Annotated in this window: 13 protein-coding genes; 7 read left to right on the plus strand and 6 right to left on the minus strand. The window is 67.8% G+C overall.

Going from position 1 to position 15,633, the window contains the following annotated elements; translation table 11 throughout:
• Nucleotides 1–103 precede the first annotated feature (103 nt).
• Nucleotides 104–931, minus strand: coding sequence for an oxygenase MpaB family protein (locus AC1RS9_RS13800; protein WP_040015183.1), 828 nt, complete (start codon nucleotides 929–931; stop codon nucleotides 104–106).
• A 432-nt stretch (nucleotides 932–1,363) separates the two neighbouring features.
• On the opposite strand from AC1RS9_RS13800, the gene AC1RS9_RS13805 reads away from it, so the two are divergent.
• Nucleotides 1,364–2,596, plus strand: a complete 1,233-nt coding sequence (locus AC1RS9_RS13805; RefSeq protein WP_492921883.1) for an NAD(P)/FAD-dependent oxidoreductase — start codon at nucleotides 1,364–1,366, stop codon at nucleotides 2,594–2,596.
• A 603-nt stretch (nucleotides 2,597–3,199) separates the two neighbouring features.
• On the opposite strand, the gene AC1RS9_RS13810 is transcribed toward AC1RS9_RS13805, so the two are convergent.
• The 3 genes from AC1RS9_RS13810 to AC1RS9_RS13820 form a co-directional block, all read right to left on the minus strand.
• Nucleotides 3,200–4,873 (minus strand): RNA-guided endonuclease InsQ/TnpB family protein, encoded by a 1,674-nt coding sequence (locus tag AC1RS9_RS13810; RefSeq protein ID WP_492921885.1) that lies wholly within the window; start codon nucleotides 4,871–4,873, stop codon nucleotides 3,200–3,202.
• A 572-nt stretch (nucleotides 4,874–5,445) separates the two neighbouring features.
• Nucleotides 5,446–6,252 carry a hypothetical protein gene (locus tag AC1RS9_RS13815; protein ID WP_006945138.1) on the minus strand — a complete coding sequence of 269 codons (807 nt, stop codon included), beginning with the start codon at nucleotides 6,250–6,252 and terminating at the stop codon, nucleotides 5,446–5,448.
• A gap of 11 nt (nucleotides 6,253–6,263) precedes the next feature.
• Nucleotides 6,264–6,578, minus strand: a complete 315-nt coding sequence (locus tag AC1RS9_RS13820; RefSeq protein WP_006945045.1) for a hypothetical protein — start codon at nucleotides 6,576–6,578, stop codon at nucleotides 6,264–6,266.
• 174 nt (nucleotides 6,579–6,752) lie between these two features.
• Between AC1RS9_RS13820 and AC1RS9_RS13825 the strand changes: the two genes are divergently transcribed.
• From AC1RS9_RS13825 to AC1RS9_RS13835, 3 genes are all read left to right on the plus strand, one after another.
• A complete protein-coding gene (locus tag AC1RS9_RS13825) occupies nucleotides 6,753–7,103 on the plus strand; it encodes an alpha/beta hydrolase (RefSeq protein WP_040014582.1) in 351 nt (116 codons plus the stop codon).
• 175 nt (nucleotides 7,104–7,278) lie between these two features.
• Nucleotides 7,279–7,878: a sunset domain-containing protein gene (locus AC1RS9_RS13830; protein ID WP_038566091.1), complete on the plus strand. Its 600-nt coding sequence runs from the start codon at nucleotides 7,279–7,281 to the stop codon at nucleotides 7,876–7,878.
• Between the two features lie 131 nt (nucleotides 7,879–8,009).
• On the plus strand, nucleotides 8,010–10,433 hold the full coding sequence (locus AC1RS9_RS13835; protein ID WP_492921888.1) for an HAD-IC family P-type ATPase: 2,424 nt from the start codon (nucleotides 8,010–8,012) through the stop codon (nucleotides 10,431–10,433).
• On the opposite strand, the gene AC1RS9_RS13840 is transcribed toward AC1RS9_RS13835, so the two are convergent.
• Nucleotides 10,403–11,203 carry a hypothetical protein gene (locus AC1RS9_RS13840; RefSeq protein ID WP_492921890.1) on the minus strand — a complete coding sequence of 267 codons (801 nt, stop codon included), beginning with the start codon at nucleotides 11,201–11,203 and terminating at the stop codon, nucleotides 10,403–10,405. The genes AC1RS9_RS13835 and AC1RS9_RS13840 overlap by 31 nt on opposite strands.
• Between AC1RS9_RS13840 and AC1RS9_RS13845 the strand changes: the two genes are divergently transcribed.
• Nucleotides 11,100–11,585 carry a hypothetical protein gene (locus AC1RS9_RS13845; protein ID WP_006945048.1) on the plus strand — a complete coding sequence of 162 codons (486 nt, stop codon included), beginning with the start codon at nucleotides 11,100–11,102 and terminating at the stop codon, nucleotides 11,583–11,585. The two genes, AC1RS9_RS13840 and AC1RS9_RS13845, sit on opposite strands and share 104 nt — an antisense overlap.
• Before the next feature lie 100 nt (nucleotides 11,586–11,685).
• On the plus strand, nucleotides 11,686–12,975 hold the full coding sequence (locus AC1RS9_RS13850) for a polysaccharide deacetylase family protein (protein ID WP_259880159.1): 1,290 nt from the start codon (nucleotides 11,686–11,688) through the stop codon (nucleotides 12,973–12,975).
• Between the two features lie 123 nt (nucleotides 12,976–13,098).
• Here the strand turns inward: AC1RS9_RS13850 and AC1RS9_RS13855 are convergent, their stop codons facing one another.
• Nucleotides 13,099–13,740 carry a hypothetical protein gene (locus AC1RS9_RS13855; RefSeq protein ID WP_136788961.1) on the minus strand — a complete coding sequence of 214 codons (642 nt, stop codon included), beginning with the start codon at nucleotides 13,738–13,740 and terminating at the stop codon, nucleotides 13,099–13,101.
• A 256-nt stretch (nucleotides 13,741–13,996) separates the two neighbouring features.
• Between AC1RS9_RS13855 and AC1RS9_RS13860 the strand changes: the two genes are divergently transcribed.
• The gene (locus AC1RS9_RS13860) at nucleotides 13,997–15,397 is read left to right on the plus strand and encodes an LssY C-terminal domain-containing protein (protein ID WP_404602570.1); all 1,401 of its coding nucleotides are present in this window, start codon (nucleotides 13,997–13,999) and stop codon (nucleotides 15,395–15,397) included.
• The last annotated feature ends 236 nt before the right edge of the window (nucleotides 15,398–15,633 follow it).

The raw sequence follows: 15,633 nt of genomic DNA on the forward strand, positions 1-15,633 counted from the left end.
CTCATCAACTATCGCTAGGCCACTACTCAAAGCCGGCGACTTCCAGACCGCGACTACACCCTCGATTGGGATGAGCCGGTTAACTCCCGGCTGGGTAACGACGCTACGCAGCCATCACCCATCGAATCGCTGCTGTGCCAACGCGCCCCAGGCGCTCATCACCCGGCCGCGAATGCAGCTGCAGTTCGCTTCGCGCCCAAGACGGAAGAACCGCGACCGCGCCACGTACAAGGAGCGAGTAACCCGGCCGCGCACCGCGTGGAAGAGGCGGGTCGCGCAGGAGGAAGTGTTGAGCATCGAGGCAGTCCCTCGTCGCGTGCAGCGCAGGCCGGTACGTCGCCAGCTGCTCGAGCATGGCGACCATCGTTGTCGGGGCGTGCGTCACCCCGAGCAGCTGCGCCGAGTGGCGTGCCTGGTCGACGTAGGTGTCGTACTGCGCGGCATCGAGGTGTACGTGTCCATACAGCTGGTGGGCGCGCGCGAAGCAGAACGTCTCGGCGACGTGCACCCACCGCAGCAGGTCCGGGTCGCCCGCGCGGTAGGGGGTGGCTTCGAACGTGCCCGTGACGGTCTCGTGGATGCGTCGCACCGCGGCGATCATGGCTTCGGCGTGTTCGATCGTGCCGAACGACGTCGTCGCGATGTAGTGGCTGGTGCGCTGCAACCGACCCCACGGGTCGGATCGGTAGCCGCTGTGCTGGGCGACGCCGGCCATCGCAAGCGGATGCAACGACTGCAGCAGCAAGGACGCGAGGCCCCCGATGAACATGGAGGCGTCGGCGTGCACGATCCACAACGGGTCGTTCTCGTCGAACCAGCGAGGCCCGGGCGAGTCCCAGATGCGGGCGCGCGCCCGCTCCGCGTCGGGCCCGGCCACACCGTCACGCAGCTTTAGCGACAACTGGCGCCGAAGAGCAAAAACCGCATCCATGCGCCCATCGTGCCAGGCCCCCATCACACCCACGGACGGCACGTACACGCTCGCACCACAAGCTGCTTCCCAGCCGTCGGCTGCGAACGCGCCGCCCCGCATGCCTCCGGCCCCCCGGTCGCTCAGCACCAACATGACGACTCGAGCGCTGACAAACAGAGGACCATACGATGCCGATGTACGACCTGAGGTCGGCTCTGCAGGACGATCCGGTGGCAGGCGATGAATGAGGCCCTGGGCAAGAAAACCTGGCGTCTTCGTGGGCCAGGCTGGAGTGCGCTGCGCGTGTTAGGGCGAAGGCGCGTCGGATCGTATCTGTACGTCCCCTATTGTCCGGTCTGTGCGAGCCAAGCGGCCCTGACGGAGGCGGTGCGTGCTACCGCCGGTCACCGCCATCCAAGAATGACGTACCCGCGCGGCAAGATGGAAGCCATGAACCTCACCCGCCCCGAAACCACGCACGACGTCGTCATTATCGGCGCGGGCAACGCCGGCATCGCGCTGGCCGCTCGGCTACGTCGTGACGATCCCGATCTGGACATCGCCATCGTCAGCCCCGAAGGGCTGCACACCTATCGCCCGCTGCTTTCCTACGTTGGTGTAGGGCTTGCGACGCTGCGCAGGGCGCAACGGCCTCAAAGCAAGCAGATCCCTGCGGGATGCACTTGGTATCGCGAATCGGTCGTCGAGTTGACCCCCGCTCCAGTCTCAGGCGAGGTGGACGCGACAAGCGCGCATCAGGTGCATACAGATGCCGGACGGCGTATTAGCGCCACCGACGTCGTCGTGTGCCCCGGCACCCATATTGACTGGGACGCCACCCCCGGACTGCGTCAGGCATGCGCTTCACCTCACGCCTCGACGAACTACGAGCCGACCATGGCCAGCGCAACATGGGACATGCTCAAGAACCTGCGCCAGGGCAACGCGGTGTTCACCATCTCGAGCCGCAACGCACCCTGCCCGTCCGTTGGCCTAAAGCCACTGTTTCTCGCCGCGGACCATTGGCGCCGCGAAGGGCGCCTGGAGAACATCACGATGACCGTGCTCAACGAGAACAGCGACTTCACCGGCCTACCCCGCGCGAACAACGAGATCGACTCCCGCCTGCGACGCCTTGGTGTCCACGTGCGTTCCGGTATCACCGTTGAATCCATCGACGCAGACTCGCGCCACGTCACCACGCGCGACGTCGACGGCAACGCTACTCATTGGCCCTACGACGCGTTGCACGTCGTACCAGCCCACCGTGGCCACGACTGGGTCGCCGACGCGGGTATCGCTCGACCCGGGACAGGCCTGATTGACGTCGACGAGCGCACCCTGCATCACCGGCGAAACGACGGGATTTGGTCACTAGGGGACGCCGCGCAACTCGGTACCGCCTCCTCTGGTGGCGGTCTACGACGCCAGGTCCCCGTCCTCAGTGACAACCTCATCGCACGCCGCAACGGCAAACCCCTCGCGGCCCGCTATGACGGGTACAGCGTCGCACCAATCCCGATCGATCGTCGCCGCCTCATCTTGGCAGAGTGGGACCGTCAGGGCCACGAGGAACAGACCCTGTCATTCATCTCTCTGGCGCGGCCCAGAATGGCCACTTTCGCCTTCGACCTCTTCGCCCAACCGCTGATCTACTGGCATCGCCTCCTGAAGGGGAAATGATCCGGGCAAGAGCGGGTCAAGCGCCTCGGTCGAGACCATCAGCGAGTAGGTATCGAGCGTGCCTGGTTGCGATCGGCAGCGCGGCAGTCAGTGCCACAGCGGGAACCGACACGGCATTGGCCTGCTGCTTATAGAACCCGCAAGTTGCATGTCTCGCCCCGCCGATAGCTGATCGGCAGGGGTCGTCTCTGCACACCGAGCAGCAGGGTGCTCAGATGCGACCCCCAGCGTCTCTCAGAGGTGTGCAAAACCCTTGGCCAAACTCAGGGCGCCAAAACCGTCTCCAGATGATGCGTTTTGCACTCCGCGTGCGTGGAGCCAACTGATGATGACGTGAACGTGTGGCAGCGAGCCGGGGCTTATCTCCGAGTGCACGGGGCCGACACGCCGCATGGCGCGTCACCTCAACCGAGTTCGGGCTCGTCTCTGCGTGTATGGGGCCGATCTGCGGAGGGTGAACCCGTGGCCACACGAACCGGGCTCATCTCCGCGTGCGCGGGGCCGACTTGACGATGAGGATGCCGAACTCGGTGCCGGCGGGCTCATCTCCCCGTGCGCGGGGCCGACGATCACCCCAGCCACAGCGGGCGGTGACCCCGGGGCTCATCTCCGCGTGCGTGGGGCCGACATCTTGAGTAGCGCGCCGCGGTTCGGTTTGTTGGGCTCATCTCCGCGTGCGCGGGGCCGACCCTTGCGGGGTGCTGTGTTTCCGCGCTTTGCAGTTGGTGGGGGAAGCTTTCCCCTCACTTTCGCTTCCCCGTCGGGGGGAGATGACCGGACGCGATTACACGGCCGGGGTGGCCCACCTCGCGGTGGGTCTTCCCGCTTCGCAGAACGTCGCGCGACAGATGTCTCACCGCGCCCTCCACGGGCGTTTTGCGACTCCTCCATGCCGGGGGCGTCGTGGGATGCGAGAGCGGTGCGAAGGACGTTCTTCGCCGCGTTGACGTCACGGTCAAGCACCGTGGCGCAGTTCTCGCAGTGGTACACGCGTTCCGACCGGGGCAGATTGGCTTTCTCCGCCCCGCACGTCGAACACGTCCTGCTCGTGGGAACGAAGCACCCTGAGGGCAGGAGCTGCGATCGGTACCACGAAGTCTTGTAGGTGAGTTGTCGCCGCATCTCGGCGAAGCTCGCGTCGAGGATGGAACGGTTGAGGCCCGCTTTCGCGGCGACGTTGCGGCCAGGCTTGTCGATGCTGCCTCGTGCGCTGCGCGTCATGACGGCGACGTTGAGGTCGTCGACAGCGACGACGGCGTGCGAGGTCGCGAGCTGCTTCGTGATGGCGTGCAGTGTGCTCGCGCGGTGCTGGGCGACAGCGGCGTGCTCTCGCGCGAGACGGGCTCGAGCCTTGACGCGGCCCGTCGTGGGTGTGACGCGTTGGCCACGCTTGGGGGTGTCGATGAGGTCGCCGTTGGGTAGGCGCCACTTGCTGCGCGACAAGGCGCGCTGGGCGCGGGTCAGCCGCTTCTGCGCCGCGCGCAGGTGGCGCGGGTTGTCGATGATGGTGGCGTCGCTGAAAGCCATCAGGTGGTGCACACCCACGTCGACCCCGACCGCGCCTGCGGCTTGCTGGCGCGGGGTGGGGTGGTCGGGGATGTCGAGTGTTTCCAGCGCGAGGATGCTCACTGACCAGCCGTTGCCCGCGCGGGAGATCGTGGCTGACTGGATGCGTGCCACGCCGCGACGGATGCGTCGGGCGAGGTGGCGGATGTTGCCCTTGAGCCGGATGGAGCCGGTGACGGAGATCTTCTTCGGCAGCGTCAGTCGGCGGTAGCCGTCCGGGCGGATGCTGGGACGCTTCACGTCGTGGGCCAGGGTGAAGCTATCGCGGCAGCGCCCCTTGGACTTGAAGCGGGGGTATCCGACACGCCGCCCGGCGCGTCGACCTGTCAGGGAGTCGAGCCAGTTCTGCCACGCCGTGTCAGCTTGGCGCATCCCCGAGACCCAGCTGCGGCGGTTGACCTCGGTGCGCCAGGCGTAATCCGGGTCGCGGTCGAACGCCTTCTCGTTGGTTTGGGATGTGGGGATGCGGTAGTAGCGCGAGGCGTCCTTCTTCGCGGCGGCGAGGGCCTGATCTGCGTCGAGGTGGCCGTAGCGGGTGTAGGTCAGATCGGCGACGCACGCGCTCCACATGCGGTGGGCGTGCACCTTGGCGCCGAGGGCCCAGTTGAAAGCGGCGCGGGAGGCGCCCGCATGAGAGGCCAGTGCTGCGGTCTGTGCGTCGGTCGGGTCCAGGGGGACGCGGTATGCGCGCAAGATTTCACGAGTGGTCATGGGGTGCCTCCTTCCTTGGTGAGAACCTAGTCGTGCACACCGACAACCCCGGAATTCCGGGGAATCTATGGGGTTGGGGGGTGTGGAGCTTCGTCGCGTTGTTGCGGGCTCGGGGTGGGACCCGTGCGCGGCCGTATGCGCGCGGGGATAACCCACTCGTTACGCACCCGCGTCTCGACGCCGCGCTCTGCCCACACGACGCGGCAGTGCCACAGCGAACCTTCGACACGCTGCTCGATGAGCAGGGCTTGCACCCACTCGCCGTCGACATACAACTCGACGTGCCCATCACGCGGTGCGACCCCACGAGGAAGCTCCCACGGGCGTTCGTCGGGGTCTTCGGGGATGCCGGCGCGTACCCCGATCGGTGCGACGTGCCCGTCCTTGCGATTCATCCCGCCAGCCATCGTTGCATCGTGGCACGTGGCGCCGACAACGGCTTATCAGGCAGGTCGCGACGTCCTGCGCAGGCGGGAAGCCGCTCACCAAGGGGGTGTGAGCGAGGGTGTCACTCCGGGCGCCCACGGAGCGGGGATGGTGAGTCCATTGGACTCACCACCCCCGTCGTCCTGCTAGCTCATCTGAGGACCCTGGTGAGAGAGTCCGGAAGGAGAGTCGCCGTAGTCGCTGTGGCGCTGATGGCGCGCTGCCAGCGCATCACGCACTCTCGGGCTACCCTCGGCGTTGATCTGCTGCTGGGTGCGAGGCGGGGACGGCGAAGCTGAGTCGGTCTCCCACTCATCCCACGCCTGCTCCCACAGCGCCGATTCATCCTCATCCTGATGGCCCCTGGTCGCCGCCGCGGTCTCGGTGGCCTGAGCCTGCGGGGCGACCGGTGTGGTGACCTCTTCTTGCGGTTCTCCCTGCTCTTCGTCCGAGTCCTGGCCGCGCATCACTCGCTCGAGTTCGGCGACCTTGTGACGCACGGCCTGCAGTTCGGCTTCACGGGCGAAGGGCTGCCCAAGGTTCGCCTCGGCCGTCACCTTGTCGCGCTGTGCTGCGTCGAGTCGCTGCTCCGCCCTCGTCAGTGCTCCTTCCATGCCGGCGAGAGCGTTTTCCATCTTGGTGACGACGCCGTGCGACCCGGGTAGTCCCATGAGCGCGAACGCGTCGTCACGCACGAAGACGTCGTCGGGGGCTGCCTGCATCTGGAGGTTCGCCTTCGTGACACCCAGGCTGGAGTCGACGACCACGTCGAACCGGTGCCCGCCCAGCGTCACCAGGGCCTCGAGCGTGACAGGTTCTCGCGTGACGCGGGCGCGTGACGCGGCTGCGCCGAGGTGCTCACGGATGGCGTTGGCAGCTTCGACGCGCTCGGTGAAGACCTGGCCCGCGACGGTGGCGCGGAACGCGTCACCCTTCGTCTCGGTGCGGTCCACGATCGCGTCATTCAGCGCCGGGATGCGTCGCGAGTAGCTACTGATCGCGGTGTTCGCCGCGTCAACCGCCTGCCGGGTCTGGGTCTGTGATCGCCGGTGCCCGCGGTCGGCAGGCTTTCCAGGACCGACAGGTCTTGGTCGGCCTGGGCTTTCTCCAGGATGAGGGGGTTGTCCGAGGCGATCGCCTTGACCTCGCTCATGTTGAACGACTGGCTCGTCTCGATGTCCTCAGCGGTACGCGTCGCGGAGCCCTTGATGCACGTCCGCTTCGACTCCAGCTCCCGCAGGTCCGTGACCTTCGCACCCGGCAAGAAGTTCAGCGCCACGACTCTCCGCCATGATCGGTCTCGAGAGGCCCACCCCGAGCGCCTGCCGCCGACCTCACGACGCGGGTGTTGGCTCTCGAAACCGCTCTCGAACGGATCGTCTCAGAACGTGCCGACAACGATGGGGTTTGAGAGAGAGGTCGACCTGCTTGCAGTGCGGCGAAACTCGCGCTGATGTATGCCGAGCAGTTCTCGGCCGCCGCAAGCCTGTCCGGATACTTCAGCCCGCACGAGGACGAGATGACGGGTTCGTTGTTCGGTGGGCAGGAGAAGCTGCACCAGGAGAACGACCTGACGTGGCGGATCCAGCACCTGCCGATTCCCCACAGCGCGATCTTCGCGACGATGGGCCAGGCCGAGGGTGGTGACGAGGGCATCGAGAACACCCGCGCGTTCATGGCGGCTGCGCGGGCACCCCTCACGACGAAGTTCGAGGTCGTCGACGGCGGTGGCCACAACTTCGGCACGTACCAGCGCGTCATGCCCGATGCGTTCGCGTGGCTCAGTACCTACACGGGGCGCTGACCGGCAGACGACGTGGCCCGTCGCCAGTGTCCACGAAATCAGCCCCCGTTCGACGAGGCAGGCGGCCCAGCGGCGAGATTCGGGCAAAGCAAGAACTTGAAAGCGCAATGACCTCTAGGATCGGCGGTGACGTGCCGACGGCCGTCACCCCTCCCACCTCGAAGGAAACGCCCAGATGAACCGTGCCCTCGCCCTGGCCGGCGCGACGACGCTCGCCGCCGCCACCGCCTTCACCGCCACGCCCGCCCTGGCCGCGGCGACCGTCACGACGCGCGTCGCGAACCTTGCCGTGACACCGACGACGGTCACGAAGGGCTCGAGCATCACGCTCAAGGGCCAGGCGCAGAAGCTGGCGAAGACCTGGACGGCGACTCCGGGTGCGTCTGTCGTCGTGTTCTTCGACGCTGACGGTTCTGCCCCGAACACCGCGCAGCGCACGCTGAAGGCCGATGCGCGCGGCAACTTCGCGACGTCGATGGCCCCGCAGGCGAGCGGATACTGGAGCGTTCAGCTCAAGGCGACGTCGACGAACAAGGCCTCGACATCGACGCGTGTCTACGTCAAGGTGACGGCCCCCGCGCCATCGCGCGGCAGCGCCATCGTCATGCCGAAGGGCAGCGTCAACTGCCCCAGTTGGGCGCCGATCAAGGGCAATGCGTCGAGCCACATCTTCCACAGGCCCGGCCAGCGCTTCTACGCGAAGACGCACCCCGAGATGTGCTTCTCGACGCCGGCTGCCGCGATCAAGGCGGGGTATCGCGCGTCGAAGATCTGATCGCAGCCCATGATGGCGGGTACTCACAGGTAGGCGCGCGGCTGCCCGCCTACCTGTGAGTGACCCGCCACCCTGAGTCTCGGCCCGGCCCTCGCGCCACGCGGGGGAGGCCGTCACGAGACAATGGGTCGATGGGAGAGCGGGAACAGCACGAGGCGGGCCTGAGCACGGCCGAGGTGGAGGAACTGACGCGTCGCGGGGAGGTCAACCACGCCCCTGACGACGGCATGCGCTCGACGTGGCAGATCGTGCGAGCGAACCTGTTCACACGCATCAACGCGATCTTCGCGATCCTCGTGGCCCTCGTCGTCGCGACGGGCTCGCTGCGCAACGCGCTGTTCGGGCTCGCCATCGTCATCAACAGCATCGTCGGCATTGCGCAGGAGCTGCGCGCCCGTCACACGCTGAAGCAGCTCAGTATCGTCAACACGGCCGAGGTGACGGTACGGCGCGACGACGAGGCGAAGAAGATCCCGACGACGGACATCGTCACCGGCGACATCGTCGAGCTGTCGTCCGGTTCGCAGATCGCCGTCGACGGTGTCGTCGTGCGCGCCGATCACCTCGACGTCGACGAGTCACTGCTGACGGGTGAATCAGACCCGATCGACAAGCGCAGCGACGACGAACTGCGCTCCGGCAGCTTCGTCGTCGCGGGCTCGGGGCTGATGCGCGCCACCGCCGTCGGTGGAGATTCGTACGCCGCCAAGCTCACGGCCGACGCCGGCGAATTCACGCTCGTGCGCTCCGAACTGCGCAGCGGCATCGACAGCATCCTCAAGGTCATCACCTACCTGCTCATCCCCGCCGGCCTCATCACGATCGTCAACCAGCTGCTGCTCGCGCGCGACGACTGGAAGCAGGCCGTCCTCGGCATGGTGGCCGCACTGACCCCGATGGTGCCCGAGGGCCTCGTGCTGCTGACGTCCGTCGCGTTCGCCGTCGGCGTCATCCGCCTCGGGCGCCGTCAGTGCCTCGTCAACGAGCTGCCAGCGATCGAGGGCCTCGCGCGCGTCGATGTCGTCTGCGCCGACAAGACGGGCACCCTTACGGAGCCGGGCATGACGCTCGAACGCGTCGAACCGCTCGGTGACACCGACGAGGGCAGTGCGAAGGAGGTACTCGCCGCCCTCGCGCACGCCGACGAGCACCCGAACGCGACGATGCTCGCCGTCAAGGACGCGTTCGGCGATGCGCCGGGTTGGGGCGTCGAGGCGCGGGCGCCGTTCAGTTCCGCGACGAAGTGGTCGGGCGTCTCGTTCGCCGGGCACGGCAACTGGGTCATGGGCGCCGCCGACATCCTGCTCGACCCCGACAGCGCCGACGGCGAGCGCGCAACCGAGGTCGGCGCGAGCGGCGCTCGCGTTCTGCTGCTCGCCGAGGCGGAGACGCGCGTCGACGCCGACGACGCGCCCGGCGAGCTGACGCCGCGCGCCCTCGTCGTGCTCGCGCAGAAGGTGCGCCCCGACGCCGCGAAGACACTCGAGTACTTCCATGACCAGGGCGTCGAGGTGAAGGTCATCTCCGGCGACAACGCGCGCAGCGTCGGCGCCGTCGCCGAATCCCTCGGCCTCGGCGAGGCCGACCAGGCGCTCGACGCACGCAAGCTGCCCACGGACACAGCCGAACTCGCCGACGCGCTCGACAAGAGCGTCGTGTTCGGCCGCGTCAAGCCCGACGGCAAGCGCGCGATGGTGCGGGCGCTGCACAGCCGCGACCACATCGTCGCGATGACCGGTGACGGCGTCAACGACGTCCTCGCCCTCAAGGACGCGGACGTCGGCGTCGCCATGGGCTCCGGCAGCGACGCGACACGCGCCGTCGCCCAGATCGTCCTGCTCGACAACAAGTTCGCGACGCTGCCGCACGTCGTCGCCGAGGGCCGCCGCGTCATCGGCAACATCGAACGCGTCGCTCACCTGTTCCTCACGAAGACGATCTACGCGGTGACGCTCGCCCTCGTCATCGGCCTGCTCGGGCTCGGGGCGCACCTGTTCCACACGCCCTCGCTCGCGTACCCGTTCGAGCCGATCCACCTGACGATCGCCGCCTGGTTCACGATCGGCGTTCCTTCGTTCGTGCTGTCACTGCTGCCCAACAGCGAACGAGCGCGCAGCGGATTCGTGCCGCGCGTCATGCGGTTCGCGATTCCGTCGGGGCTCGTCATCGCCGCCGTCACGCTCGCGTGCTACCTGCTCGTGCGCCACGGCCAGGGCGGCGGTGCGGACGCCGTCACCGACGCAGTGTTCGGCGCCGGGCACACCCAGATCGCGACGGCGACGCTCACGACGCTCATCGCGTGCAGCTGGTGGGTGCTCGTCATCGTCGCGCGTCCGCTCGACCGCCTGCGTCTCGCGCTCGTGACGGCGTGCTTCCTCGCCTACGTCCCGATGTTCCTGCTGCCGTTCACCCGTCGCTGGTTCTCGCTCGACCCGACGAACCTGTCGAGGATGGCGATCGCGGCTGCCTGCGCGCTCGCTGGCGTCGCCGCGCTCGAGGGTGTGCACCGCGTGGTGGCGCGACGTCAGGGCCAAGCGCCCGCGGTGCACGGCTGAACGTGATGACCTTGCCCGAGATCGTCCAGCCGAGCGATCCAGGGGTGGTTCGGTTCGGTAAGCGTCAGGGCATCCCGCAGCCATTCTCGTGTCGAACGCTCGAGCAGTGGCGCCGTGACGGTGAAGTCGCGCTCGTCCTTGTCGCGTAACCCGCGCGATTTCAAGAGCAGTTGCAGTTCCGGCCGGAGGTACCGCACGCCGTCTCGCTCCCACAGGGCTCGCGTCATCGGGAGGCGAAGGCGGGAATCGCGTTTGTAGACCCACTCTTGCTCGCTCCCCGGGCTGAGCAGGATGTCGTACTCCCAGGCGCTCGCGGCATCCGGCCTCGCCCAGATCTGCCCGCACCCGCGCGGGAGGACGTCGTCAGGCGCGCCATCCGCGTCGACGTCGGGAAGCAGTGGGGTCAATGAACCCGCCGCGGCGGCCCAGGCGTGCAGGCGTCCTGCGAGATGACGTCGAAGCAGGGGCAGGTCATTACGCAGTACGGACGGATCGATGTCGTCGTGTTCGCGTGATGCACCCGTGAAGGCCTCGATGGCCCAGCCCCCGGCGATCCACCACAAGCCGGGGTAGCTCGCGAAGAAGTGCTTGACGTCACTCGGGGTCAGCGGCGCCCACCTGCCGTAGAGAGCCAGGAAATCCTCGTCGGTGAGGTGATTCACGGTCATGCCAGCGAGACTAGGCGGAACACCGCGGCGGCGTGGAAAGCTGACGAGTATCGATTCCGTAGCCACGCCGTCGCGCTCGGACGCCCACTGGTTGCTGCCCATCAACCCCGCAGCGCACGCCGAGCACCAGCCCGACGACTGGCGCACCCGCTCGGACGCCACGGCGGTGTGGGCTGCCATCGGGCGCTCGCAGCCACTCGAACGCTGGTGCCTGCGCAGTGGCTACCGCACGATGCGGGCGGGGGACGTCATCTGGGCCTATCTCGCCGTGCGCCAGGAGGTGTGCGCTTTCGGTCGCGTGCGCGCGGTCGTCGAGGCTGACGGCGCCTGGTTCGTCGACGTCACCTGGGACGAGCACGCGACCCGGGCGCTGAACCGCAGCCCCGTCGCGCGAGGCCGTTTCGGCCAGGTGCCGATGTCGACCTGCCGCGCGCGGGCGACGGCCGTCGAGGTGCTCTGCTGTGCGATGGAGGACCTGCTCTGACGCACCGTCCGGCGCGTCGACTTGGGCGCTCGTCAGGGGTCCCGCGTACTGTGGAACGGCAGACAAGAACACCGGGGGCAAACGGGAGGAACACGTGAGCATGGCCGCTGACGGCAACGGAACGACGAACGATGGACGAGGCGACGACGGCACCGCGAAGGCGCTGTTGAAGGCTGCGGTGGCGCGCCGCACCGTGCTGAGCGGCGCGGGCGTGTGGGCGCTCGCCGCATGCAGCACGTCGTCGAAGTCGGACGGCTCCGGCAAGGGCGTCAAGGCCGGCAGCTCGGCCAAGGCGTCGGCGTCGTCGGCGAGCCCGCAGGGCAAGACGATCGGCGACGGGTCGATGAGCGACACCGGCCCGCAGCCGGGGCTCTACAAGCCCAAGAAGCTCAAGAAGGGCGACGTGCCGCCGCAGTTCGTCGTCGTGTCGTGGGACGGCGCCGCCGAGCTCGTCGACAACCCGTTGCTGTCGCGTTTCCGCAAGGTTTCACGTGAAACCGGCGCGCACATGACGCTGTTCCTCTCCGGCATCTACTTCCTGCCCGAGAGCAAGAAGACGCTCTACCATGCGCCGCACCACAAACCTGGTGCGACCGACATCAACTTCCTGCCCGATGACTGCGTCCACGCGACGATCAAGGGCATCGGCGAGTCGTGGACCGAGGGCCACGAGATCGGCACCCACTTCAACGGCCACTTCTGCGGCCCGACGGGTGGCTCGACGTGGTCGCCGAGCGACTGGGGCAGCGAGATCGAGCAGGCCCGCTCGTTCGTCGCGAACTGGCGCACCAACACCGGGTTCCACGACCTTCCGCCGCTGCCCTTCGACTACGACAAGGAACTCATCGGCGGACGAACGCCCTGCCTCGAGGGCGGCGACAACCTGCGCACCGAGGCCTCAAAGCTCGGATGGCGCTACGACACGAGCAAGAGCACGCTGCAGATGTGGCCGAAGAAGGACAAGGGCCTGTGGGACATGAGCCTGCAGTCCATCCCGCTGGCCGGCACGCGCTTCCAGGTGCTGTCGATGGACTACAACATCATGTTCAACCAGTCGAAGGTGACGAAGGGCAACCCGGCCATGCACGCGACGTGGCGCAAGCAGGCCGTCGACTCCTACATGGCCGGGTTCAACCGTTCGTACGAGGGCAACCGCGCTCCGCTCGTCATCGGCAACCACTTCGAGGGCTGGAACGGCGGCATCTACATGGACGCCGTCGAGGAGGTCATGCGCAAGGTCGCCGCGCACAAGGACGCGAAGATGGTGTCCTTCCGTGAGCTGTGCGACTGGATGGACGCGCAGGACCCGAAGGTCGTCAAGAAGCTGCAGGCCCTCGCTCCCGGCGAGACGCCGCCCGGTGGCTGGGACGAGTACCTCGAACTCACCTGAGCCACTGCCCGGCGCCCCGGCTGGGTACACGCGGAACGGCCCGAACCTCTCGTGAGGTTCGGGCCGTTCCGCTGCCGGGTGTCGGCGAGGGCCGCCAGCAAGACTGGCCGCTCGCCGGATCCGTCATCGGGTGCGACGGCGAACGACGAGCGTGCCGCCCGCTGCGGCGAGAAGCGCGCCGCTCGCGAACGCAGCGGTGGTGTTCGTCGAGCTGCCCTCGTGCGTCATGTCGGTCTGCACCTTCGGGCCCACAGTGGTCGAACCCGTCGTCGTGCCGCCGGGGGTTCCCGGCTTGGACGGCGTGGGCACGGGCTGCGCCGACGCGCCGATCTTCACGTCGACGGTCTTCGTGACGTGGGAGTTGTTGGCGTCACCGCAGTACCAGAAGTCGAGCTTCACCTTGTATGTGCCGGGCTTGGTGTAGCGGTACTGGTAAGGAGACGAGAAGTTGAGTGGCGAGACGCCCTTCGAGGTGCACTGCAGGACGCCGGAATCACCGCCGGTACGGCCTTTGCCGTCACCGAAGTCGACACTCATGGAGATGGGGCCAGGGGTACGAGTCGTCGTGTGATCCGGCCCGTTGGCATAGTGCTGCGTGCCCTTGAGGTTGAAGTTGAATGCGACGGTGGTGCCGTCGGTCGTGTAGGTGATGCTTGGAGTCGCCGACACGCCGGGCCCGGCCGTAGGGGCTGCGTAGGCGGGGGCGCTGAACAGGGCGGCTCCGGCGAACGTCGTCAAGCATGTGGTGCGGACAAAACGGTTCATGGCATTTTCCTGTTCTCGAGTCGGTGCGTGTTGGACACACCTCCTTCTTCAGTATTGCCGTGTGTGACGTGGAACACGAGAGCTCGAGCCGAGAACTTCGACAGCCGACGGTGGGCGCGTCGGCGTTCGGCCTCCCGGCGTTCGGTCGCCAACCGCAACGGCCACCGCCACGCCGCCGGCCGGGATGCGGGGCGAACGCGGGGGACAATGGGGTGCGCACCCTCGTCCGGAGGGGGTCGTGACGGGTGGGAGGACCATGGAACGCGACCGACGCTCGAGCGAGACACGCGCGAGCACCGACCCCTCGCGCGCCCTGGCCCCGGTCCGCGAATCCGGCGCGGGTGAGGCCGCTGAGCCGGTCGTCATGATGGGCGGGCTCGGTCGGCATCTCGGGCTGGCGTGGCTGGAGAACGTCTTCTTCTTCGCCGTCATGATCTGCTCGTTCGTCTTCGCCGTGCTGCTGCTACGCGAGGCGACGTGGTCGTGGTCGCTGCTCCTGTTGCTCGTCGGGTTCTGGGCCGTCATGGCCTACCTGGCGCTGCCACGGTTGCACCGCGTCCTCACGACGATCTACGTGCCCGACTACTTCATCGGCTGCAGCCGTACGACGGACGGGCGCCTCGGCGATCCCCTCAACCTCGCATTCATCGGCGACGAACAGCAGATCCACGAGACGATGACGCGCGCCGGGTGGGTCAAGGCCGACCCGGTGACGCTCGGGTCGAGCGTCCGCATCGTCGTGTCGTCGCTGCTGCGCCGAAGCTACGCCGAGGCACCCGTCAGCCCGCTCGTGCTGTTCCGGCGCACGCAGGAGTTCGCCTACCAGCAGGAGGTCGACGGCAACCCGTCACAACGCCACCACGTACGGTTCTGGCCGACGCCCGACGGGTGGTTGCTGCCCGGCGGCCGGCGGGTCGATTGGCTAGCGTCGGGCACGTTCGACTCCGGCGTCGGCCTGTCGTTCTTCACGCTGCAGGTCACGCACCGTATCGCGCGCGACATCGACACCGAACGCGACCACGTGCTGCGCACGGTGACGGACGCCGACGCGGCCGTCAGCGTCGAGATGCTCCACGACTTCACGAGCGGCTACCACAGCCGCAACGGCGGCGGCGACGCAGTGATGACGGACGGCGACCTGCCCGTCGTCGACCTCACCGCCGTTGCCGTCGCCCCGGGCGCGACGGTGTACGGCGCCAGCGAGGACGGGCAGGTGCTCGGCACGGTGGGGCGTCGCCCGCCATCGATCGTCGCGGCCTGCGTGCTCGCGGTGGCCTCTGCCCTCGTGTCGATGGCGGCGCTCGTCTGGGGCGGCGACGGTGTTCTGGGGCCGAACGGCCGGGACGTCCTCGGCGACGTTCCGGCCGAGTTGCCGACGAACGTCGCCCTGTGGATCGGGGTATTGACGTATGTGCCGATCCTGTGGCTCGCGTACCGCACGTTCTTCGGCGGGGTGTGGGCGCGACTCATCATGATCGCTCTCGTCACCCTGTCGCAGGCGAGCCAGATGTGGCAGTACCTGCAGGGCACGCGGCCGACGTTCGGCGCGTTGCTGTCCCTCTCCGTCGACCTGCTCGTCGTCTATGCGCTGACGAGCCTGTCGGCGCGCGATTGGGTCGAGCAGGGCCTCGTCGAGGGTGAGGGCGCCGCGGCCTGACGGTGTGGTGTTTCACGTGAAACGCGCTCGTGCTCTGCTCGTGGCTGACAGACTCGCTCGCCCGGTCAGTCAGCGAGGGTCTGCTCGATGCCCTCACGGTACGACCCGCGACCTCAGGGGCCGATGGCAACCTCTACACGGGTCAGAACCCGCAGTCGACCGGCGCCCTCGCCGAGCGGATCCTCGCCGACCTCTCCTGACGTCTACGGCTGCCCCCGCGCGACGGGCGTCGCGCC

It is taken from the genome of Dermacoccus sp. MPR-E5, from assembly GCF_058809565.1.